Origin of the sequence: Wolbachia endosymbiont (group A) of Epagoge grotiana, from assembly GCF_947251775.1 — a bacterium.
Lineage (GTDB): Bacteria > Pseudomonadota > Alphaproteobacteria > Rickettsiales > Anaplasmataceae > Wolbachia > Wolbachia pipientis.
Genome location: NZ_OX366387.1, coordinates 771,127 through 795,632 on the forward strand (window position 1 = coordinate 771,127; position 24,506 = coordinate 795,632).

At 33.8% G+C, this 24,506-nt stretch carries 10 protein-coding genes and 3 pseudogenes; 7 read left to right on the plus strand and 6 right to left on the minus strand.

From position 1 onward, the window contains the following. Positions 1–4 precede the first annotated feature (4 nt). Positions 5–344: pseudogene (locus OPR50_RS08790) on the plus strand (transposase); the annotation flags it as partial. 298 nt (positions 345–642) lie between these two features. Here the strand turns inward: OPR50_RS08790 and OPR50_RS03605 are convergent. From OPR50_RS03605 to OPR50_RS03620, 4 genes are all read right to left on the minus strand, one after another. Further along, positions 643–1,200, minus strand: a complete 558-nt coding sequence (locus OPR50_RS03605) for a hypothetical protein (RefSeq protein ID WP_405196805.1) — start codon at positions 1,198–1,200, stop codon at positions 643–645. 402 nt (positions 1,201–1,602) lie between these two features. Then, positions 1,603–2,931, minus strand: a complete 1,329-nt coding sequence (locus OPR50_RS03610) for an IS4-like element ISWosp9 family transposase (RefSeq protein ID WP_155969615.1) — start codon at positions 2,929–2,931, stop codon at positions 1,603–1,605. 125 nt (positions 2,932–3,056) lie between these two features. Further along, the gene (locus OPR50_RS03615) at positions 3,057–5,498 is read right to left on the minus strand and encodes an ankyrin repeat domain-containing protein (protein WP_264339187.1); all 2,442 of its coding nucleotides are present in this window, start codon (positions 5,496–5,498) and stop codon (positions 3,057–3,059) included. A gap of 62 nt (positions 5,499–5,560) precedes the next feature. Further along, the gene (locus tag OPR50_RS03620) at positions 5,561–7,288 is read right to left on the minus strand and encodes an ankyrin repeat domain-containing protein (RefSeq protein WP_265024280.1); all 1,728 of its coding nucleotides are present in this window, start codon (positions 7,286–7,288) and stop codon (positions 5,561–5,563) included. Positions 7,289–7,969: 681 nt separating this feature from the next. Between OPR50_RS03620 and OPR50_RS03625 the strand changes: the two genes are divergently transcribed. From OPR50_RS03625 to OPR50_RS03635, 3 genes are all read left to right on the plus strand, one after another. Then, positions 7,970–9,202 carry a hypothetical protein gene (locus tag OPR50_RS03625; protein WP_265024281.1) on the plus strand — a complete coding sequence of 411 codons (1,233 nt, stop codon included), beginning with the start codon at positions 7,970–7,972 and terminating at the stop codon, positions 9,200–9,202. Positions 9,203–9,303: 101 nt separating this feature from the next. Continuing rightward, positions 9,304–19,146 (plus strand): ankyrin repeat domain-containing protein, encoded by a 9,843-nt coding sequence (locus OPR50_RS03630; protein WP_265024282.1) that lies wholly within the window; start codon positions 9,304–9,306, stop codon positions 19,144–19,146. Between the two features lie 28 nt (positions 19,147–19,174). After that, positions 19,175–19,318: a hypothetical protein gene (locus OPR50_RS03635; RefSeq protein ID WP_265024283.1), complete on the plus strand. Its 144-nt coding sequence runs from the start codon at positions 19,175–19,177 to the stop codon at positions 19,316–19,318. A 173-nt stretch (positions 19,319–19,491) separates the two neighbouring features. Here the strand turns inward: OPR50_RS03635 and OPR50_RS03640 are convergent, their stop codons facing one another. Then, positions 19,492–20,361: an Rpn family recombination-promoting nuclease/putative transposase gene (locus OPR50_RS03640; protein WP_265024284.1), complete on the minus strand. Its 870-nt coding sequence runs from the start codon at positions 20,359–20,361 to the stop codon at positions 19,492–19,494. 120 nt (positions 20,362–20,481) lie between these two features. On the opposite strand from OPR50_RS03640, the pseudogene wmk reads away from it, so the two are divergent. The 3 genes and pseudogenes from wmk to OPR50_RS03655 form a co-directional block, all read left to right on the plus strand. Beyond that, positions 20,482–21,392, plus strand: a pseudogene (gene wmk, locus OPR50_RS03645) (WO male-killing family protein Wmk). Between the two features lie 170 nt (positions 21,393–21,562). After that, complete coding sequence (locus tag OPR50_RS03650) at positions 21,563–22,219, plus strand: JAB domain-containing protein (RefSeq protein ID WP_264330402.1); 657 nt, start codon at positions 21,563–21,565, stop codon at positions 22,217–22,219. A 101-nt stretch (positions 22,220–22,320) separates the two neighbouring features. After that, positions 22,321–23,151: pseudogene (locus OPR50_RS03655) on the plus strand (hypothetical protein); the annotation flags it as partial. A gap of 101 nt (positions 23,152–23,252) precedes the next feature. On the opposite strand, the gene OPR50_RS03660 reads toward OPR50_RS03655, so the two are convergent. Beyond that, a complete protein-coding gene (locus OPR50_RS03660) occupies positions 23,253–24,485 on the minus strand; it encodes an IS256 family transposase (RefSeq protein ID WP_096097236.1) in 1,233 nt (410 codons plus the stop codon). Positions 24,486–24,506: the final 21 nt, after the last annotated feature.

Consider the following 24,506-nt stretch of genomic DNA (forward strand, 5'->3'; position numbering starts at 1 on the left):
GTTAATGAGTAGTGCAATAAATAAACAATTGGTTATGAACTCTTTATTAATGGCCATTAATAGGCGTAAACCTGTTAAAAATCTACTGCTGCACAGTGACCAAGGTTCACAATATACTGCGCAAGGGTATCAATATCTCTTAGCTGTAAAGAATATAGATGAGTAATAAAGGCTGTTGTTACGACAATTCTGTTGCAGAAAGCTTCTTTAGCTCATTGAAAAGAGAAATACTTATTGATACTTCACAACACTCTGCTCAACAAACTAGAACTGCAATATTTGAATACAACGTCACTATTAACTATTGCATTCCAGAACAATTTGATGCATCATTCTTTTTGTAAAAAACATTCCAAACTTTCTCTCCACTTTTTCTGGGTAAGGTCAATACCTTTAAGCCCAACACCAAGCTCGAGAAAGTAGAAAGTGTGGAGCAGCCTATTCAGTCTTCTTTGAATCTAACATGAAAGGCTATGCTCAAAAAACTATAAGCGTCCAAGTAATTTTTTAAATAAGATAACTCCTTTAGAATATCTCTTAAGCTATTAACTTAACATCACCATAGGATTTAAAACATTCCCCAAAAAATGTTAAAGCTATTTTAGTAAAATACTCAAAACTTGACCCTAAGCAACTTTGAGTTCATGCTCCTGGTACTCTTGCTTTACCTTCCTGCATAATCGCTTTTGGAGGAAATATATTACTGGATGAAGAACTCACTATATCACCACACTTTAAACCTTTTACCGCTGCTTTGACTCCTTCTGAGACTTTTTTAGATAGACTAATTGTTTCAAAAGATTGACAAAGTTTTCCAGACCTTTCAAAATATCCCTGTTTAATAGCATCGTAGACCCAATATCCACCAAGCGAGCAATTCTCACCTAATTCTTCTTTACAATTTTTGAACTTTTCCAGTATTTCCTTTTTGTTACTAACTTCTACTATTATTTTATCTTGCTTGTCAGGGTACAAATTAACTTCTAATTCTCCTAAACTAGTAGAGAAAGTTAACACTATATTACTATTGTCTGCAAGATTAGTGTAATGCCTTATGCCATTTTCCGTTATAATTTCTACCTCACTTTTACCGATCTTTACTATATCTCTTCCGTATTCTATTTTTCCTTGAGTTAACCCTAAGCTCCTTGCCCCATCTGTTATCTTTGCGACATCTATTATGCTCTTAAATAAGTTCACTACTTATCGTTCTACAGCCAGAATGTCACACAAACGAAAGTTTAATTTGTGCTTACTGTAGACATGGGGTTTTAAATGTGATACCCATGGATGTGAAATCCCACCCCTGAAGATTAGAATTCAAGCAGTTTAGCTTTAACCATATTGATCAGGTGTTGCAAGCCGTTACCTTACACATCTTCAGATAACTCTCGCTTTACATACATGCTCTTGTCCTCCTTCCCTTTCGGGTTAAAGTTAGTTGTTCACCTCGAGGCCATTTATTCTGAACCCCGCTTAGCTCCGCTAAGTATTTCTTAATGCGTACCACGGCGCACCCTCTCGACTCACACAGCTCCCATTATTCAGCCTTTTGTCCCAAACCTAATGTCCAGTGGGGGAGTGTTAAATAAACCATACGCGTCAAGTTAAGGAATGTAGAGAGCTTAAAGTAGATACCCTGGTCTTCCTATATCTGTCTTTCAAAGAAAACTTTGACCAGATTATAGTAAGCTTTTTTAGAAAAATTTTTAAATTATTGACAATATTGTTTAATATCAAAAAGAGCTCTCTAACCCGCCTTTTCAATTCAATAAATGCCTTTGTTAAACTGAGCTCCGTGTTCTTTTTTAGTTTTACACAGCCAACCATTTCGTGAAATACGAGAATAGCACATAATTTTGCGTATAGCTCGCACAATACTCTAAATGGATTTGTCTTTCCTTTTAGTTTATCAAGATTGATATGACTTTTATATAGTTTAAATAGTAATTCGATTTGCCATCTTACTCTATAAACCGTCAATATTTGTTCAGCATTAATTTTACTCTCTGGAACATTAGTTATAAATATTGACCAATCTAATAACTTTTGATTCTTTTGAGAAGATGTATATCCATGTGACTTTGCTAATTTATTAGCCTTTCTTCTTCTAGCCATAGACTGTTCTTCAGTTAGCTTTTGACATATAATTCTTACCTTAATTTTTACTTCCTTTCCTAATAATACTTCTTTTTCTGAAGATAATTGACCTTCTAAATACTCCAATAGCTCTATTTTTTGATTTGTTTCTATATCATATATATTGGTATCAGACTTATAACGACTAACAAAATATGCACCTGCTTCATCAATCTGTTTAAAAGAACTAGGCACAAAGTAGCCCAAGTCAAATATTAGCAAATCATTGGCTGATAAACCGTTCAGATAATCCCTATAACCTTGATCCGACCTTATTCCTTCCATAAAATTTAACTTATCTAGCGCTTGATTCAGGTAATCAAAGACTAACTGTAGCTTTATTCCTGATTTAGTATTATTCTCACAATCTCTATAGCTACTGCCATATCCTTTGTACATATCTTCCATGCTACTGGGCAGGCTAATGTAGCTGCTATCCAATAATTTAACGCTTCCAAATTGCTGTAAAATTTTGCAATCAATCTGTAGACTTTTTTTAAATAAACACAAAGCTTCGTTATACATTTTTTTCATGAACTCAACTGCTTCTTCACTAAACCTAAAATCTAAACCCTGTTTTGTAATTTCTATCGAGTCTTCATTTAGCAATTGGCACATTGTTTCTATGCTGCAATCATCAACTCCTATGTTACCAAAAACCATAGCTTTTATGAATGATGAGCCATTAAGTTTTCTCTTTCTTTTTATAAAACCTACTGCAATTGATATTTCGTCTGCTTTTTCATTAAAGAATTCATTGAGGTCTTTTGATAAGCAAGCTATTCTGTCCATTGTAAGTTCTCTCATTCATATATCCAAGAGAATTTATACCTTATTATTTTCCTTCACTCTATCAACTTTACTTACACTTTTCCTTAACTTGACGCGTATGGTTTATTTAACACTCCCTCACTTCATTATAGAAAACGGCCTACTGTTTCTTCAAGACTTGAAGCTTTTCTCATTTTTTCGCGCTTTGTCCAAGAGTCCACTTTTGTTGCATCAGATTGATTAATTGTTTCAGAACGAATCAACTCTCCAGATCTAGTAAAAAAACCTCGTTCAATAGCATCACGTACTGAACACCCACCAAGCAAACATTTTTCCCCTATCCGTTCCTCACAATTCTGTAATTTTTTCCACTTTTCTTGATCTTCTACTTCTACCTTTATTAGATTTTGCTTATCAGGGTATAATCTCACTTCCAACTCTCCCAAGCCAGTATCGAAAGTCAATACTATATTACTACCATCTGCTAGGCCTACATAATTCCTTATAGCGTTTTCCGTTATAATTTCTACCTCACTCTTACCTATCTTTATTATATTTCTTCCGTATTGTACACCTTCCTGAGTGATACCTAAACCCCTTGCTCCATTTGTAATCTTTGCAACATCTACTTTACTATCCTGTGAATATTCAAGACAGAGAGTAGAGTTGTCGATTTTTACGTCTCTTACCTTACCACTTGTTGCGCTTTGAACGATTGTTATGAAATCTAAAGCACGATTCTCATAATCTGCATAAGCGTTTTTCATATTAGCTTTGTGGCTTTCAAACTCTTCCAGTTCGTCAATTACATATATACTGCTTATGTTGTACAAAATTGCCCCTTTTGATATCAATTGACATACTATACCACTAGCAACCTCTATATTCCTTGAACCTTCGGAACTCTTTCTTAATTCACTAATCTTTCTTATCACAAAATCTGTAAAACTATATTCCTTTTCATATACCTTTCCGTATATACTACCCTGGTTAGGAAAGTTCAGCCTTACCCCAAGTTCTATAGCTTCGTTTACAACGCGTTTTAACTCATCTATATCTTTGGATTTATTTACCCTACCCAAAAATATTTTCAACTTTTCCGACTGATCTAATATTAAATCATCCCATAGAGTTCTAAGCTTAGGCAAACGTTTTTTGTCCTTCCACTCTTCGTAATCAATCGCTCCTGCTTCTAGCAGCAACTTTTTTGCTTCTTTGAAATGAGTTTCATTACCATAACAAGCCTCCCTAATCTTTTGAAAAACTCGAGACTTTCCTTCGCAATCACGAAGATTGAGAATCTCTTTAAGACCTTCATTTCCTTTGTGCTGATTGAAAAACTTTCTTAGTCGATTAGTGTTAAAGCTATGACCGCAAATACCTTCTAAATCATTTTTTGCTTCCAATTGCTCCTGAGTTAAAAAGATCTGTTCTAAAAGATTCACTTCAAAAGGTTTTTTGTTAATAATTACAATGTCTAGAGGAGTTTTTCCTTGTCTGTCAGTTTGACCACGTGCTCCTTTTTTCAGAAGCAAAGGTATATTTAAAGTATTATAATAAGCAGCATAGTGCAAAGGTGTTTGCCCTTCACTGTTAACTATGTTAGGATCAGCACCAGATTTTAAAAGTAAAGTCATAAATGCACTAACTGCACAACCTATGTCTTTTTCCACTGCTAAATACTCCATACCTTGTATTACATGTAGTATTGTCAATTTGGATTCTCCCCTTTGAAGATTGAGAACAGCTTTTAGATCATCACCTTTGTTATCGTGTAAAAAGTCCTCAAACCTTGTAATGTCACAAAATGGAAAGTCTGTAAGAAGGTTTAACAGTGCCTTATTCAAATTTTTTTGGTTATCTTTTAAATCAGGTACGTTGAAAGACCAATCAGATATTAAATTTTTGAATTTTTCCCTTTTAATAATAGAGGTCAAAGAGCTGTTATCACTAAGCAGCAACGAGTATTTAATTGACTCATACTTATCATCTACCCGCCCCTCCTTCTGTTCTACCTTTACCTCCTTTAAATACTCTGTATCATCATCTTTAATGCGTTTAGCTAGATCCTTTAAAAATTCAATATCTCTGTTTTCCAGTAAAGGTAATGCCCCCTTCTTCATGAGAATCGAGACCATTTTTGTACTTCGTCCAGCTAAGTATAATGGAGTGCGCCGTTTTTCATCTAACGCATTAACATCAGCTCCATTGTTTATAAGATACTCTACTATTTTTATTTTTTGGCTCAAGACAGCATGATGTAGAGGAGTGCTTCCGTCATTATACTTCTTATTAACACTTGCTCCATTTTTTATTAGGATCTCTACCATTCTTGTGTTCCCTTGTGAGATAGCATAATATAATGGATCACGATTGTACGCATCAATTGTGTTAACATCAGCTCCTCCTTTTATAAGGGTTTCTACCATTTGTTTGTTGTTTTTTAAAACAGCAAAACTTAATTGGCACAATGTACCTGGATCTACTTGCTTTAATCTCTCTTCTATTTTACTAACTACATTACTCTTACTGAAACCAACATCAGCGTTAGCAGAATTTAATACTTCCTGCAATTTATTCAATTCCATAACTCCACCTCGGTTAAAAATACTACACACCATTTTCACACGCATGACATAAAATGCAAGAACTAATATGACATGCAACATTCGTCCTTAGGCATTTGAGGTAAGCTTTGCCTATTCACTTCACATTCATTTAGCCTACTATTAGGCTTTAATACTGCATATGTAATGCCACCAGCAATGGCCCCAACAATCAATGCAGCAGTAGCTGATATTGATAAACTAAGATGAATAGCAGTACATCCAATAGCCACACTTGTCAACATGGTCATTATCCCTACACAGAAACTGGTCTTTATTGCTCTATTAGTTATAGTTAGGTGTTTATTTTCTGTCACTTTTTGATACTGTATCACATTTTTATCATCAGCCAGACTTCCCGAGGTTTTGGGACACTCCCTTACTCGAAGACTAAGATACTTAACTATATCTTTGTAACCATTAGAATCTGCCAAATCGGAAGGAGTCTCACCTCTAAAGTTTTTTACATCAATAGTAGCCTTTTCTTCCTCTACAAGATATTCAACTATATCGTAGCAATTCATTCTAGCAGATTCATGTAATGGAGTATCGCCATTTTTTTCGCTTACTACATTAACATCAGATCCCTTTTCTAACAGAGCTTTAACTATGCCTAAACAGCCCACCTCACAAGCAATATGCAAAGCAGTGCATCCTTCTTCGTTTCGTGCTTCAAAACTAGCTCCTTTTTCTAACAGAAATTGAACTACTTCCAAATGACTACATCCAGCAGCTTCATTTAAAGCAGTATCGCCTTCATAGTTTGTTGCATTAATATCAGTACCTTTGTCTAATAGAGCTTTAACGATTTTTAAGTAACCCTCTCGAGCAGCAATATGCAATACACATTTGAAACTATTCTTTCGTATGTCAGCATTATTCATTTGGCCCAATAGAGCTTTAACTATTTCTAAGTGGTCCTCGCTAGCAGCAATATGCAAAGCAGTACAGTCTTTGTTGTTTCGTGCCTCAACACTGGCTCCTTTTTCTAACAGAAATTGAACTACATCTAAGTGACACATTTCAGCGGCAATATGCAAAGGAGTGTCATTATCATAGGTTGCTTGGTTAATATTGATTTTTTCTTCACTTATAAAGTACTCAACCACTTTTAATTTACCCATTTCAGTAGCAGAATGAAGAGCAGTGCATCCTTCTTTGTTTCGTGCCTCAACACTAGCCCCTTTTCCTAATAGAACTTGAACTACTTCTAAGTGGCCTGCTTTAGCAGCAATATGTAAGGCAGTGTCACCATTATCTTTTTGCGCATCAACATCAGCACCATTATCTAGTAGAACTTGAATTACGTTTAAGTGACCCATCTGAACAGCGATATGCAGCGGAGTAGCTTCTTCATTGTTTATTACCTCAACAGTAGCTCCTTTTTTTAACAGGGTTCCAACGATTACGAAGTGGCCCCTGCCAGCAGCAAGATGCAAAGGCGTGTTACCATTGTTGTCTTTTATCTCAACACTAGCTCCTTTGTTTAATAGATCTTGAACTTTCTCTAAGGAACCATGAAAAGCAAAATTAAGTAAGTCAGTATGTATATTACTTTCGTGTACACAATGCTCATCTGTTTTTAAGTGACTATCGAGCGTAGCTAAATATGAATACGTAATATTTTGATTAACTTGATAAATTGGTATGGTCTGTGTTGCATAAAAACCTTGTTCTTTTGACCGCTTTTCTATTCCATCAACCATACTGTTCTCTTCTAAATCTGCTTGAATATTTATTGGACTAGATACTTCTTTCAATTGATTACCCACGACACTACCTTAACTTAAAAACTTATGTTTTAATTATTACACAATTATTATAATTAGCAATAGTTTTATATTTTTTTCAGAATTACAAATTTATTGTATTCAGATATAGGAAAATACCTTTTGTCTCTAAAAAACATTGCAACCAAGTATTACAAAGATTTCAATTATTTACTTCTTCAAAGATCCCAAAAAGATCGTATCTTTGTGAGAACAAGCTACGTAAAAGTAGGGTTATGAAAATAGGAACTTGCAATCTTTGCAACAAAGTTAGGTAAGTTAGTTCGTATGTAAATGTAGTAAAAGTAGGCTAATATAGCTGGTTTTAGGATATAGTAGAATCACTATAAAGAAAAGTTCGAACGGTACACTTGGTAGACCAATCCATTCCAAAACGAACTCTTCTCTCACTAGCTGGTTTTGAGTGCTGGAAATGGTTATATTATTTAAGTTATTAATGACATATATTGTTAAATTAATACCAGTTTATTTTAGAATAATAATTAAGGTAGACTTATAAAAAACAGAATTTAAAAGTGAACAAAAGATCGTATATTAAGCCTATTAAGAGCCTTTTACTGAAAACCACTTTAGGTTAGAAAATTTTTCTAAAATAGTAATTGACAGAGTTTTAAAGGTAGAGCAATATTCCTAAAATATATTAAATCTTGTTAGGGGGTAAGTATGGATTACAAAGATGTACAAAAGATATTACTAACGTCTATTAAAGAAGATGATCCTCATAAAGGGCTTAAAGAGTTAGAGATTAAAAGATGGTGTATTGCATATCAGACATTGCTGAATAAATGGGGTAGAACAATAATACCACCCCTTTTTAAGAAAGTTTTAGAAGATGAAACTTGTTGGAAGATAGAAGATGCTTCAGGACAAATTAGACTCAATAGGTATACTTTCGGGGAAAAATTGTTAGCCTTGAAAACTTTGGATGGGCAAAGAAGTCTTATTAGACCCTTTGATCGCTACAGAATAGCCTGCTGGTGTTGTTTTGAGGACGAGATAAGAGCCATTTTTGAGGAATTTAAATCAACATTAGGCAATAAACCAGTAGAGAGTTTGGTTAAGGGATGTGATAAAGGGGCTTTAATGATTTACTGGTCACATGCTATGAATAACCAAGAACATCAGTTGAAGTTAAATAATGAGCATCCATACGTTTACGCTTTTAAGTGTGCAATGCTAGAAAAGCATGTTGAAGCTTTAGAATTCTTTTGGAGTAAATTGCAATCTATTGGTTCTGTATCCCCAAAAAGGAAAGAAGATTTATTAATGGAGGTAGCATATAATAAAGGGCGTTTTTCCACTGACGATGTTGGTATGGTTGATTTCTGTCTACGTTACCTTCATGAAGATAAGTATCATGAGTTATTGAAAAGGGATTTTAAACAAAATAGGTATTACCATACCTTAAATACATTAAAAGGAAATTATTTTTTTGAAAGCGCTAAAAAGCTGTTTGAGCATTTAAATGCAGAATATTTATCTCCTGATAAGTACTCTACGTTAATGTTTGCAGCGTTAGACTCAATTGTTTCTGCACCAAATGATAATTTTGTTAAATCTGGCAGTGATATGCTCGCCTCTATGTGGAATAGTCCTGGCTTTGAAGCTCATAGACAACACTATTTACATAATCTAAGCATAAGATTGTCATCCAGAGATTTAATTGTCCAGCTTATCAAGGAAAACAAAGCTACTAAAGTAGTATCAGAAATTATCAATTCTCTTAGTCAGGAGCAAATGCAGTCTATTATGAAACTCAATAAGTCAGAGTATGAGGTGTTTATTAGAGTTAGAAACAAACAATCAGATGGTAGAGGTGATAGTCAGTTGCCAAGTTCATCATTAGATGTAGAAACTATACAGCAGAAGGTGGTTGATGTTACGAGCAAAGTGTAGTGCTCCTCTTTTGAGAAATTCAGTTACTTAGACTTAAACGAAAGCATGCAAAGAGCTTAGTGAGGATAAAATTTGTAAAGGGTTAAAATCGGGGGCTAGTTATGGTTAATAACGATCAACAGCAAGAAAAACCACAAGATTTCGAGCTAATGGAGTTACTTTTTGGGAAAGTAGATTCTTCAACTTCTGATTCACTGGATAAATCTTTTGAAGCAAGATATCAGTCGTTGGTTGATCAAATACAATCTTATTTACATTCTAGTGAAAAGCCTGGCTTTTTTCCTCATCGATTTTTAGGTTCTTTTTCCAGTGTATTAGATACTAAACTTAATGACAAGTTAGGCATAAAGAAATTGCACTTTCGTTTTGAGGGGGCGAGAACTTTAAAAGTTGTAGCAGAAACAGAATCCAAAATACATGTTTTTATTTTCACTGAAGATATAGAAGCTCAACATTCTAAACAAACAAATACTAAGAATTTCGAATTCACCACAGGTGAGTGGAAGAATGTGATGGGTAGAGATTATACTAAATCAGATGCGCATAAGCTTCAAATTGATGTAATAAAAATTTTAAAAGATAAGTATGAGTTAGTAAAAAGCAGATCGAAGTCAGATAAAGATGTTAAATCGAAGAAGTTATATTTATACTTGAGGAATAACGTATTGAAGTGTAAAGCTAAGGATGTATATGGAAATACTCAAACGATACAAATTGGTCCTGATGAATTAAAAGGTAATAATGCATTTAAAAATAAATTTTTTGATGAAATCAAGCAGTTTTTAGATAAGTCAGGTAAAGATCTTAGTGATGATGTTAGAAAGGAGTTATCAAGAATCACGTCAGCAAAGGGATATACCTTAAAGAGTGATGGAGAAGATGAAAAAATAAACATTAAGGTAGAAAGTAAAAAGAAGATTGTAGATCAACCCATCGAGCCTACAGTAAAGTTTCAAGAAGTGACAAAAAAGTTAGATAAATCTGTCTATCTGGAAAGTTATATTGAAAAGCTTGCTAACCCAGATGCAGAAATAGATCAAGTTCAGGATAATCTTGAAAAAATTCTAACTTACATAAAAGAAGTTCATACCAATTTAGATTTACAGGGTAATGTTTATGGTATTAAAGCTCGCGAAGCTGCTCAACATGGCTTTGTAGCAGGAATATTCGATAATTTTCGATATCGTGATAATACCAAACTCTATTTGGAACAATTTGCTGGTGGAGGTTACGCTGATATTGTTTTGCTTGTTCGTGGGCCTAATCGTGCTATTGATTCAGTTCCAATTCTTATTGAACTCAAGGCTGGAACTGAAGGACAAGTTGATCCAAGTGATGCACTTGAGCAAGCTAAAGATTATATAAAAGGTTTTAGACCAAATAAGATGAGGATTTTAACCAATGCAGATAATGCCATTGCTGTTGGGTTAAATTTAGATGACGCGGAACCGTTTAAAACCGAAGTACAACCTATTAAACAACCACCAGCTCCTTTGATGGAGGAATTTATCGAACTAGTTGGCGAGTGGGATAATCAACAAATTTCTGAGGAAGATTTTAAGCAAGAAATAACGGATTTGTTATCAAGTGAATACCATACTTTTCCAGCAAATAAAGAAACAAAAGATCATTACTATTTCAGTCGAGACATATTAGGTCAATCAATTTTAATCAACAAGATTGGTCAAGATCAAAGTAACATTAAAAAATATATATACTCATATGGTGAGTACCCTCTGGATTGGTCTGGAGGAACGGAGTACACTTTGTCCAAAAGCCCGGTTATGACATTAATATTTGTTCAAGGTAATGAAGGGCAAGAAAACACAGCATTCATTTTTCATATACGGGAGTCCAATACAAAGGAATTCTATGCTGATAAAAAAATTCCAGTGCTGAACATACCTGAAATAGGAGGAGTAGGAAATGTCATAGAAATTAAAATGAGTCTCAAAAAATATGAAACAGGGTTATCTTTTGAAGACCTTTTTGAAATAGAACAGATAAGTAAATATGAATCAAGTGGTAATGATCAACAATTTACAGATGGCAAGTTTATTGAGATACCTAATTCTGATGAATTAAAGGCAAAATTTGATCAAGCAATCACTTCTCAACATGCTTCCGACGGTGAGGTTTCATTGCAAGCCTATAAAGTGTTGCTTACTAAAGTAGCAGATACGATTTACCCTATCAAAGATTTGATTACTAATGAAGCAAGATTACAAGCCATTCTTAATGGTTTATTTAGTAGTTACAGTGATTTAAAGCTACAGGAGACTTCTGCGAAGACTGTAATTATACCTGAATTTCAAGTAGGAGCAGGTGGTCGTGTCGATATGGTAATTCAAGGTATTGGTCCTTCACCTCAGGGTGCTAAAGAATACACTCCTATAGCACTGGAATTTAAGCTTATAGGTAAAAACTTAAATCAAGATCAGCTAAAACAGGAAGTTGATAAATTAACAAAAGAACAAAACATTAGATATGCTAAAGGTGCGGCACTGAAAGCAATTACAGATAGTGATAAAATGTTTTTCATGGGTGTAGTTGTTAATGTGAAGGCTAAGGATAAAAATTCTTTAATATTAACGAGTGATAAGCTTGTCCATGCTCTAGTAGTTCATAGTTCTATTGACATAGCTAAGAGAAAACATTTAGAAGGAATACAAGAGATAACTCAGAGACTTAAAAATACTGGTATACAAGAGGAGAATCTACGTACGTTAGAATCTGCAACAGCAGAACGAGATTATCATTATTGGCTGCAGCAACATGATATAGCTGATATTGCAAGAATAAAATATGGTTATGGAATTGACACATTGTTTGAAATAGTGGGATCACCAGAACATATAGTTAATCAATTGCAACAGTTTCAAGATAGCGTAACAACAAGAGGTGAAAGAAGGCCATTAACTTTAATTGTTAATTTAGATAATAATCACTGGGTTACGTTGGTCATCTCCCATCAAAATGGGCAGTATAATGGATACTATGTAGACTCGTTGGGTAATAATGTTCCAGATAATATTCGTCAAGTTTTACAACAGGCTCAAATTACCGTTAATGATGTTTCTGTTATTCAACAAAGAGATGGTTATAATTGCGGCTTATGGGCGTTAGAAAACGTTAGAGATATTAATACTGTGTTGCAAGGAAATAGATTAAGTAATATTCCTGATGAAATACGTAACCATTTGCGAATTCAAAGAAGAGAAAATCATTTTATACGTATGAGAGAAGGTATTTCAAACACATTAAGTATAGATCCACAACGTATAGCTAACTTAGAGGCTGTACTTGCTGGGACACAACAACCAAAATTCGACCTAAATAGTTGCGTAGGAGGAGGTAGAAGTAGAAGAAGTATCAATCCTTGTTTATTTTCAAAGGGTGATGTGGAAGAGTTTAGTAAAGGGAAAGTAGATGGAAATAATGTGGACAAAATTATAGTTGATAGCGAAAAATTTCTAACTTATGTTAAAAACAGTCAAGATGAAGCAAAAAATGCTCAACTAGTGGAGTTTGTTAGGAACAAAAATATTGAAGGTGACTATAAATATTTAGTTGATAAGGTAATTGAAGATCAAGGATATGAGCGCTATGTCCAGAATGAACGTATCAAGGATTTGCACGGTGATATTGTACATCAAGAGAGTAGTTTAACAAAAAATCTAAAGCTAAAAAGCAGGTTAATGAATGCTGCTGGTGGGATACAATTAATAAGAGGGATCCATGGTGCCATTGTGTCTTGTAAGGATGGAACAGCAACGGATTGTGGATTAAATCTAGGCGGAGTAGGATGGTCTTTTGCATCTCAACCAATTGAGAATGTAATGGTTAAAATTACTCCAAGAGTTGTAACATCAGCTGAAAAGGTTGTAGGAAAAGTTATACCAGGTGCTTTAGGTGAACAGACAAAATTTGCTATTCGAGTTGCAGGAGTAAAATTTGGAAGTACAATAGCGAAAGGTACAGCAGGAGCTTTAACTGGTGTCTTTGATATTGTTGATATAGGCATGTCAGCAAGTAATCTTGTAGATTGTAAAAAAAGAGAGAATAGTGATAATCCATGTGGAGAGAAAGAAATAAGAGATAATATAGCATCTATATCTTTTTCTGGTGTGTCATTTGTTTCTGGTGTTGCTCTTGCAGCAGCAAGTATGCCGGTAGTTGGTATTGCAGTTGGATTTGGGCTCATGGTAGGTTACGGAATTTATAGTGGTGTTAGCAATATCGTAGAGTACAAGAAAAAGTATGATACAACCCATGGAGAGAACTGGAGTATTTTTTGGCGTACACTTCTTTTTCAACCTATGGCAGCTGATGTGCAGCATCTTGCAGCTAGGAAAGACATAGTTAATAGTTTAGCTAAACAAGTTTGGAAGGCTCTAAATAATGCTCCTAATAGTGTTATTGCTTATGGTGTTGGTCTTGGAAAAGTAAGTGGTAATACTCTTCGTCCAGATTATGCAACGATTATGATGAATAGGAAAAATGCCAATACAAGAAATCTTTCGCGTGTTATACCTGATTATATTAAAGGTGCTAGCAAGATTTGTTTACCACAGATTACTAATCAAGATTATGAAAAAGGTATTAAAAGCTCAGTTAATTCGGCTGTATACTACTGTGAAAATGCAATGGTTATTAGCCATGATAAGAGAGTAAATATGATGCAAAAGGACAAAACAATTATTTATGATTTAAGCAATGTGGACAAAGGTACCGTCGTTGGAAGTAACGAGTGGAACAATAATTTTCTAATTGGCTCAGGTACAGCAAACATAACTGGTGGTAGTAATAAGGTAGTAAATAGGTTTGTTGTAAATAACGTTGACTTCTCAGGTAAAATTATTGGTGGAAGTAACTCTGTTAATATACTTGATTTGAGCCAATTGAAAGATGCAGTTATAGGAGTGAATGTTAACTATCGTTTTAAGCCTAGTGCCTCTGGGTCATTAAAGGCAAGAGTAAATGGTCGTTGGCTAATCAATGATCAAATTCATAATAATGGCATCTTTAATTATTACTATGTTGGAAGAAAGAACAAGGTGGATGAGATTTCGTGCATGGGTTACTCTAAACACTTTACAGGAATCGATGATCGTGACGTTATCATAGATAGTGGTGGTGGTTCTAATAAAAATGAGAAAGATGTAGTTGAAAGTTGCAAAAAAGTAATTATTTCGCCGTATACTAGAGTCAAAGGTAGAAAAAGCAATTATACTTTTTACGTAAAAACTGCAGACTATAAGGGTAGGGGATTATATTCAGAAATTGACGTAGATGGAACAGGAACTGTAAGTTTTCCTGAATTTGATTTATTAAGTGATTGTGATCAAATAACTTACTCTAAAAATAGTAATACTTTATCTTTGAAAATAAATTTTGGTCAAAATAATCAATTTACCCTCGATATAAAAAATTATGTTGAACAAAGCAGTAATAAACCTCACTTTGCACTAATAGACAAAAATGGTAGTAATATTGTTCCTAAAATTGAAAAATCGGACTCACCAACTATAGAAATTAAATCATTTGAGCTATATTCAGAACATTCTCTAAAGGGTTTTAGAGCTGTAGAAAATCATTACAAGAAAATTCTAAATAATCATAAGGGTTATAAAGTCTTGAGCGTTGTTAGAGGTAAAACACAAAGTCAAAATAATAGTGTAGTTTCACACATAGTTTTTGGTTCTCTGGAAGATGATGTAATAAACTTCGATCAAGGAACTATGTTTGCTAGGGGAGGAGGAGGAAGTGATGTGTATTTTATTAGCAATGATATAAATAGTAGAGAAGTTAAAATTGATAATAACTCAAGTGATAAAAAACTAGATACACTATTTATGTCGGCAGTTGAGAAAGATTTTTCAATCCAGCAATGTGATCTGTATTTAAAATACAATAATAGTAACATTCGAGTGAAAAATTACTTTCAAGATCCTAATTATAGGCATCTTATAGTTATGAACAAAAAAGGAGAAACTTTTATCCCCAATATACAATCAATGTTTTGTTCTCCCTCTTCTTCGGGAAAGGGTAAATTAGTTCCTTTTTTCCACTCTACACAAGCTCAAAACATGTTTGTGTTACCTAAAGATTTTCAAGATGATCATGTAGTGATAGATTCCCGTCTTGAAGATATTGAAAAATATAAAGATAAAGATGACCTCTTATTAATAAGAGAAAGTGAAATTCCTTTTATTATTAGAATAGAAGGGTTTTATACTAACCGAAATAAATGGAAAAATATTTCTTATTCTTTATGGAATAATAATGACCTTTTCCTATCTTCTGGCTTATTAGAAAATGTTGATAATGTAGTGGAGTATAAGGATAAACTTAGAGGTGATTATGAAAGAATTGTAAAAGAATACACTGAAGATTTCAGTGACTCTACTAGTATTATTCATCACAACCAAAAGTTGGAAGAAAATATCTCTACTTCTATAGAACAAGATGAGGAACGTATAGGAGTAATGATATTAAAGAATATTACTCCTGGTCAAGTTGAAATTTTCAGCAATGGTGCAGATCTGATATTTCGCGATAAGATGTCTAATCACACGATCAATATAAAAGATTGGGATAATAATGAATTTCATAGAATTTCTACGTTGGAATTTGATCTAGGTTTAGAACCAATAGTAATCCGTAGATTAGATAGGTTTAGTTTATCTGAGGTAAGAAAAATACAAGCTTTAATTGATAAAGCTTCAGAAAATTACCACAATAGAAGTAAATATACTCCTAAAGTAGAAACTGACTTTAAATGTTTAATATCAATTGATGGTTTTGCAAATAAAAATTCAACGTATCAATGTTTAGGTTTTTCGTCAGTCCAAAATCAAATTAGCTTTACTGAAAATTTCTGTAGTTTAGAACAACTCACTGAATTTAGAGATAAATCGAAGAGCACTCAGGTTTCAGCGTTATCAAAGAATTTACAAAACAATCTTTTATTAAATGGATATGATCAAAATATAGTAGGTAAGTGCTCTAAATTAATATTGACTGAGGAAAATAATCAGCAGAGTAAAATATCTTCCATGGTTAAAAGTGTTGAAGAATCTACTTTCCTCAGCCAATCAGAAAATAAGTTAGATTTAGGTAGATGTTTAAGTAAAAGGAGGAAAAGAAGCTCTGATTTTTGTCCAGCGTTTTTGGAAAATATACACAATGAACTTAATAGAGAAGAAAGTGAAAGGAGAAATATTGTTGTAGAAGAAAGCAGTATACGTGTAATTACTTCATACCATGAAACACTCGATATAGAAAACTTACCTATTCGAGAAGTAGTAATTAATGACAATATCAACAGAAAAAGGAGTTTGAGGAGTACGTTAGATTTGTATAAGTTGGTACAACAAATAGATAAGGATTTGGGTATTGAACCAATATCAATGGTTATTAAAGATGCAAGTGATTTGTTAATTAAGTTGTCTATATCAGCTACTGGCTTAAGGCAAGATATAATAACAGTTAGGTTAAAAGATGCGCTTATAAATAAGTGGTATAAAAAATTACAAATTATTTTCGATAATGCACCTATGGAAATAGGTGATAGTTTAGATTTGAAGCCTTCACTCTTTATTTCTGATGAAAAAATTACTTTAGTAAGAACTCAAGATGTAGAAGAAAGTAATAAACTAATTATATCTAAAAGAGCAGGACAATATACTTATCTTTATGATAAATATGACTTGATGATTACCAATGCCTTTGATGCTGACATAGAAGCAAATGAGTTGTATATTATATATTTTAGAGATTTCTATAAAGAACCTAAAATGAAAACTTTATCCATAAGGTTTGCTGATAAAGAGGTGTTATTAATTGATGAAATAGATAAAATATACAAATCAGAAAGTGCTGATAAATTAAATTATGTTAGCTCTATTCTCAATTTACAGGAAAATTCTGCGTCTTTTGAAGTTACAAACAGTGGAGAAATAAATGCTCGAGGTAAACTTGATAGGACATCTTTGCATCTTGCTTCCGAAGCGGGTGAATGGGATAAGGTGAAGCTTCTTCTTGATGAGAGCGCTAATATCGAAGTTCAAGATGAGTTTGGTTACACACCAATATTTCTTGCTACTCAATCAGGTAAATGGAGTGTGGTAGAACTTCTTCTTAATTATGGTGCTGATATTGATGCTCAAGATAAGGAAGGTCAAACACTTTTATGCTTTGCTGTATCAGGGAATAATTTAGATATGATTCAATTTCTTGTTGATAGAGGTGCAAGCATTGAGGCTCAAGACAAGTCTGATTACACACCTATACTCTATGCTGCTCAGTCAGGTAAATGGGATGTGGTAAAACTTCTTATTAGTAACGGTGCTAAATTTAATAATGAAATAACATATCAAGGAACACCTTTACATTTTGCTGTTCAGGAAGGAAATTTGGATATGGTTCAATTTCTTCTTGATAAAGGTGCTGATATTGAGGTTGAAAATACATATAATGAAAAACCCTTGCATATTGCTGTTAAAGCAGGCAGGCTGGACATATTAGAACTTCTCCTTGATCGAGGAGCCAATATAAATGCTACAGATATGGATGGACAAACACCTTTGCATTTAGCTGCTAAGCATCACAGACTAGATGTGGTAAAGTACCTTATAGAAAAAGGGGCCAATACCAATGCTAAAGATAAAGATGAAAAAACACCTTTGGAATTAGCTATTCAAGAAAATTATGCGGATATAGTAGAGTTTTTCAAACAAACACAATTAGATAAAGAACTATTAATGGCTGCAGAAAAAGGAGATCTTGAAAAAGTTAGAGACAGTATCATACGAGGTGCTAATGTTAATGCTCAAGATAGTCAGGGTTGGACTCCTTTATTCTGGGCCATTCAAAACAATAATTTTAATATAGTTGAACTTCTTTTAGATAACAGTGCTGATATTAAGGTCAAAGATAATGAAGCTTGGACACCTCTTCATTGGGCTGTGCAGTTGGGTTCATTAGACGTCGTTGAGCGTCTTGTTGAAAGAGGTGCTGATTTTAATGCCTCAACTGCTGACGGTAGAACACCACTAGATATTGCTAGAGATAAAGGATATGATAATGTTGTAAATTATTTAGAGGAAGAGCTCAGTAAAGAAAGAGAAAAACCTGTACGACGTAAACGCCTTCATCATCATGGAGATTACAATTCTTATCACTTATCACGCAAGCTTCGTAGTATAGATTCGAGTAATCAACCCGAAATAGTAGCAAGTAGTGGTGCAAGACCATCTTCATGGATAAATGATTTATTTGGTTGGGTAAAGAGCTCTATAGGTGGGTTATTAGGTTCTAGAGCTGCTTTACCTGAGAAAACATTCACTCAAAGTTCAATCTCACAAATTAGTGCACCAATCGATGTAAATGGTACAATAATGTTACTTGACGTGCTCATTAGAAAAGTTACAGGTCAGAAGTACATTGCTACAGTAGATCAGCCTATATCTCCACTAGAAGCACAGGGATATGCATTAAGTATTATAGAGAAATTTGAAAAAGTAGTAGAACAAGCTGCATTAAAAAGTGGCATATCAATGCACCGGTTAAATATTGATTTTGTAGAAATACAGAAAGAAGTTACAGGAAAAATCATGAGTGGTAAATTTAATGAGACTTCAGGGATTTTAAAGTCGTATGTAGAGAAAGCATGTCCTGGTAGGGAAGCAGGGTGCCCTGGTAAATTAAGTCCGAAGAAATTTGAAAAGTTTATAGCTCAATTTAATAAGGGTCTGCTAAATCAATCAATAGAGCAGATATTACACAACGGAGATGGTAGGTTAGAAGTTGATGGTGCAAAGCAAATGAGTTTAGAGCCTCAAAGTTATTTAAGTAATGCTTCAGTTCACAGCCATTCAGAAGTATCAACTTGTCTTTCTGAGATAGGAGTAACCAAGCTTGGAGGTAATATCAATAGGTAGGTTATAATATAAGAGGTGCAGCTATAAAATGCCAAGTAGTGAAATTTTTAAAGTGAAGGTAGCCAAAATAATTAGGGAAACCAGTAGCAAGTTTGATGGTCTTAATACTAAAATGAATGAAGTAGACGTTACAGGTAATAATGCTAAGTGGTTAATGTGTTTTCCATATTGAACTTACAGTATGTAGCTTTGATATAGAAGTTTGAGTAACGTTATGATAGTAATTTATATAATTCTGTGTGCTATTTTTATAGCTGTTTTAGACAGTTCATTAGACTCTTAATTATGGGGTATGTCTAACTTAGGAAAGATTTTCATCAATGTTGAAGTGGATAAGTAGGAATATTATGTTTTTTCTTTGAGTTGTGAAATTTCAGAATGAGAGAGACCGGTAATTTGAGCTATAACATCAATAGAGACACCGGCCTTGAGTGAGTTTTTTGCAACTTCGATTTTTTCTTCTTGTCTACCTTCTAGTTTAGCATCATCGAGTTTTTGAGCGAGGATAGCCTGTTCATCACGAATACGTCTGATCTCTTGTTCATAGGCAATAAATTCTTTTTCTGACCAGTTGAACCTATTTAGTTCTTCATATGCTCTTTTAATTATTAGGTCACTTCCTATGATTCTCTCTAGCTCTTGTTCACTAGTTTCATCTGCATATCTAAAGAAGTAGACCCATTTTTCAACTATACTTAAAAGCTGATCTTCTTTGGTTTTTGGAAATTTAGGCAACTCAATAAATATAAAGTAAAAATCTTTCAGATCATGTTCATTAGTATCTTCATCGCGAATAGTATGCTTTGATTTGTACTCAGACTTATCAGGGAATAAAATACAATCTGCTATAGCAATAAAGATAATTTCCTTAAGATCATGATATTGATCACCTTTATCAGCCTGTCTTGAGTAAGCTTTAGCAGCATAGTATTGAGCACGTTTTTCAAAGCCTTTAGTTTTAGCGACCTGCATTTCGACTATCACTTGCAGCCCATTTTCATCTCTACAAAGAACATCAACAATGCTTTGTTTTTTAGAAGCAATATCAGGATCTTGAATAGTACTTAAAAACTCTATATCCTTTATTTCATTTTTGCCAGTAAAACCCAGAATATCATTGAGAAAGTGAATGAGGATGTCTTTATTCTTTTCAGTGCCAAAGATACGGCGAAATGCGACATCATTCTTGGGATCGAGAAACTTCGAGAGAGCCATAGCAAGAGTACCTAAAAAGCATTAATAATTATACACAATTCTGAAGAAATATTCAACTAAAATGCAAACATAGAAGTTTTTGTATATCTTTGTTTGGTAGTATTAACATGTATAATATTTATGGCAAACATCTCAATAAGGTATCAGATAGCACAAAAAGTAAGGAACTGGAGGTTAAAGCGAGGATATACTCAAAAAGATTTAGCGAAGAAAGTCAGTGTAACGTATCAAGTAGTACTACAATATGAAAAAGGAACACGTAAATTTCGATTGAAAAGTTGTATGCTATAGCAGAGATATTGTCGATTGGTATTATAGACCTAATTCCTGTATCAAATGAAAAAATCTGTTTTGAAGATGAGGGAGAGGAAATATTAAATCTAGTAAGAAAATATAAAAAGATTAATGATCAGGAATTACGTAGAATGTTTTGTTTACTAACCAAATTTGTTCAAGTTAGTGAGAAAAATAGTAAAAAAACGGAGAGAATAAAAATTGCAAAAGGTCTTATTAAAGCAGGAGTTTCTGTTGATACTGTTTCAAAAACAATTGGTCTGTCTGCTGATGAATGTGTTGAAGAAAAAACGGGTTCTATCTACTACCAAATAGGAAAAAAGATAAAGGAGTGGAGGGCAGTACGGGAGTATACTCAAAAGGATTTGGCTGAGAAAATGGATACAACACGTGATGAAATAAGCAACTATGAGCAAGGACGTGTGGCCATTCCACTGGAAAAATTATATGCAATAGCAGAAACATTATCAATTAGCATTACAGATCTGCTCATAGAAGAAGATGAGATAGTAGAAAATGAACTACCTGATTTAATAAAAGAATACAAAAAAATTGAGAGTCAAGAATTACGCTATGCGCTAATAAAATCTCTGTTTGAAAGCATACAAGTTTGCAAAGAGAAAGTGGAGAGAGTAGAAAAGATGAAAATTGCAAAGAATTTAGTTAAGGAAGGAATTTCTATCAATATTATTTTAAAAACAGTAGGCATCTCTTTAGGCGAAATTCAACAGATTTAAAATAAAAAAATCATTATCTATTAAGATCTTAATTTATTCATGAAAAAATAAGTAGAAAAGATTGAGAAATTGATTTGACTTCACTCGAAAGCTATGGCTTTATGCCAATGCTGATAAAAAACAGCAGTAAATATTAAAAAAAAGTTTGTTGTTAGTGAAGGGTAAATTATATGAATAAAAGTAAAGAAGAAATCGAATTCAGAATATTAGAAAGCAAAGGCAAAGCACTACTTGATCGTGAAATAATGGAAACGTTTTTAAGTGCAGTACATGAAAGACCACAAGCTCAAGAAATTGCTAAAAATCTGGTGAACACTTATACGGGAGTAGGAAGGATTTTAGGCCGAGAAATGGATGACCTGAAAGTTATAGAAGGAGTAACTGATTCTGCAGTAGCAATGATTATGTGTGTTAAGGAAACACTAGAAAGGGTACTGAAAGAAAAGCTTAAGAGTGAGCCAATAATGGACTTACAAGGGCTAGTAGAGTACTTAAACGTAAGTATAGGTCATGCAGAGAGGGAATGTGTAAAAATACTGTACTTGAATAAAAGGCGTCAACTAATTGGAGAAGAATCCTATATTGGTGAAATGGAAAAAGCACCAGTATACATAAAGGAAATTATAAGAAAAGCATTAATAAAGAATGCAACATTAGTAATAATGTCACACAACCATCCTGGGGGACGCTTAGAACCATCAGAAGAAGATCAAGAAGTAACGAAGAGCTTAGCAGCAGCATGTAGTACTGTAAGCGTTAGGTTATTTGATCACATTATCATCACAAGTGGTGGCTATTTTAGCTTTAGAGAAAACGGATTGTTATAGCAGAAAGTATTTGCAAATCTACTCACTATAATTTATAATAAGTAATAGAGTGTATAATAACTATACACTTAGAAAGTATTTTTAATAATGGAGGTAATTGTATGGGTAATAAAATAATTGTACCTTTTGGTGACAAAAAAGGAGGTACTTACGAATTAAACGTTGACCTTGATAAGTTATCAAAAGGTGAGATGTTAAATGCTATTATAGGAATTGGTCGTACTAAAGAGCAGTCTACCTTTGTAAGCAAAATTAATAAGGCTAAAAATCCTGGAGATGTACCTTTCCCTGGTAGAGAAGTTCAAATCAACTATGGGAAAGGACTTGACTACATATATGGTACAAAACCTATAAGTGATCAAGAAGATAAAAATCCATTTACCTCTGCCTTGCAAAAAATAAAGCCAAGTAGAGGTGAAAGTGAAAAGTTGAGCTGGTTTAAGAGTACTGTGGTAAGAGCAAAAAGTCCAAATGAACTGCACAAGGCTGTAGACGAAGCACTAGCTGCTGGAGCAAGGCTAAATGCATGTAATGATGGGGAATGGAGTTTTGCAGAATATGTAGTATTAGGTACACATTTTCACAGATTAGAAAAAAGTGATCGAAAAAAGCTAATACGTAAATTAATGCTAAGCGGTGCAGAGTTTCATGATACTTTACTGCAGAATAAACTGATAGGTGAAATCTATAATGAGCTACAGCCAGAAGTTCAGCCACAGATAGATAAGCAACTAGAAGAGCTAGAGGAAGCTGGCGAAAGTGCTGTTCAAGAAGGATCCTTAATAGATTTCGAGATAGACAATACAACATCATATATAGAATTTTCTGATGATAGCAAGGTAGAGGTAGCCAAAATACTGGAAGCAAACAGAGGTTTAATTTTAAGAATGGGCAATAATGCAGTAGAGGTTAAAAGCGAGAAAGGAGCAGTTGTGTTAAAAGTCAATAGAAAAATACTAAAAATAAATTTTTACTTAGTGGACTATAAAGCCAAAGATGGGGAACGTTCAAAAAAGTGTGTCAAGCCGCATTTTTAGTTCAACTCAATTTTCAATCTATCTGGAAAGAAAATATCAAGTTGAGACATAGTTAAAGCCCAATTAGGGAGAGCCATAATCCACTTTTGCTCTACCTTTTTTATAGCACAATATACCTGTTTGTACAAGGCATTTGTACTAGTAAATGAACCCTTAGTTTTAGTAAATTTCCTGATTTGTCTATGCAACCCCTCAATTGGATTGGTGGTGTAAATCAGCTTCCTAACTTGCCCAGAATACTTAAAATAACTGGATAAGTTTTCCCAATTGTTCTGCCAGGATTTTATAACTAAAGGATACTTCTCTCCCCATTTTTCTTCCAGCTCAAGCAGATAATTCTCAGCGATCTCTTTACTTGAAGCACGATATATTTTTTTCAAATCATTCATGAAAACTTTTACATCTTTGCTAGATACATATTTCAGTGAATTCCTTATCTGATGCACTATACATAGCTGTACTTCTGCCTTAGGAAACACACTATTTATAGCCGCAGGAAAGCTTTTTAGCCCATCAATGCAGGCAATTAGAATATCTTCTACTCCTCGCTCTTTTAGGTCATTTAGAACTCCCAACCAGAAGTTAGCTCCTTCACTTTCAGCCAAATAAAAACCTAATACTTCTTTTCTGCCATTTTGATTTATGCCCAATATATTATACATGCATTTACTTATACAATGTCCGTCCTCCTTGACCTTAAAGAACATGCCATCCATAAACACTATTGGATACACTGATTGCAGTGGGCGGCTGCGCCATTCATTGATTACTGGTAGCAGTTTATCAGTAATACTGGATATCTCTGCTGCTGATATTTTGTGGTCATATATTTCCTCAACATGTGAAGCTATATCTCTGTATCCCATGCCACTGGCATATGTGCTTAAGACCTTTGCTTCAAGTTCTGGATGTAGGCTTGTTTGCCTTTTTTTGACTATTTGCGGTTCAAAGCTTCCTTCTCTGTCTCTTGGTGTTAATAGTTCAAATGAGCCTGAACTTGTACGTAAAGTTTTTGCATTCCTTCCATTTCTTCGGTTATTTTCTTCACTTTTAGCTGACATGTGGCTTTCTATTTCACCTTCCAGACTTGCCTCTAGCAACCTTTTTATAAACGGTGTTAATGCTCCATCTCTTCCTGTCAATGGTCTTCCTTCTCGTATAGATGACAGGATATTTGTTTCTAATTCTTTATAATCTACCAAACCAGTAGTTCTATTTGCTTGACCCATATCAAACCTCCATTTTTTATA

What these genes read in the sequence shown, in the direction of transcription:
- OPR50_RS03610 (WP_155969615.1), bottom strand. Translation starts at nt 2,931, where the DNA reads ATGGACAGAATAGCTTGCTTATCAAAAGACCTCAATGAATTCTTTAAT.
- OPR50_RS03615 (WP_264339187.1), bottom strand. Translation starts at nt 5,498, where the DNA reads ATGGAATTGAATAAATTGCAGGAAGTATTAAATTCTGCTAACGCTGAT.
- OPR50_RS03625 (WP_265024281.1), top strand. Translation starts at nt 7,970, where the DNA reads ATGGATTACAAAGATGTACAAAAGATATTACTAACGTCTATTAAAGAA.
- OPR50_RS03630 (WP_265024282.1), top strand. Translation starts at nt 9,304, where the DNA reads ATGGTTAATAACGATCAACAGCAAGAAAAACCACAAGATTTCGAGCTA.
- OPR50_RS03635 (WP_265024283.1), top strand. Translation starts at nt 19,175, where the DNA reads ATGCCAAGTAGTGAAATTTTTAAAGTGAAGGTAGCCAAAATAATTAGG.
- OPR50_RS03640 (WP_265024284.1), bottom strand. Translation starts at nt 20,361, where the DNA reads ATGGCTCTCTCGAAGTTTCTCGATCCCAAGAATGATGTCGCATTTCGC.
- OPR50_RS03650 (WP_264330402.1), top strand. Translation starts at nt 21,563, where the DNA reads ATGAATAAAAGTAAAGAAGAAATCGAATTCAGAATATTAGAAAGCAAA.
- OPR50_RS03660 (WP_096097236.1), bottom strand. Translation starts at nt 24,485, where the DNA reads ATGGGTCAAGCAAATAGAACTACTGGTTTGGTAGATTATAAAGAATTA.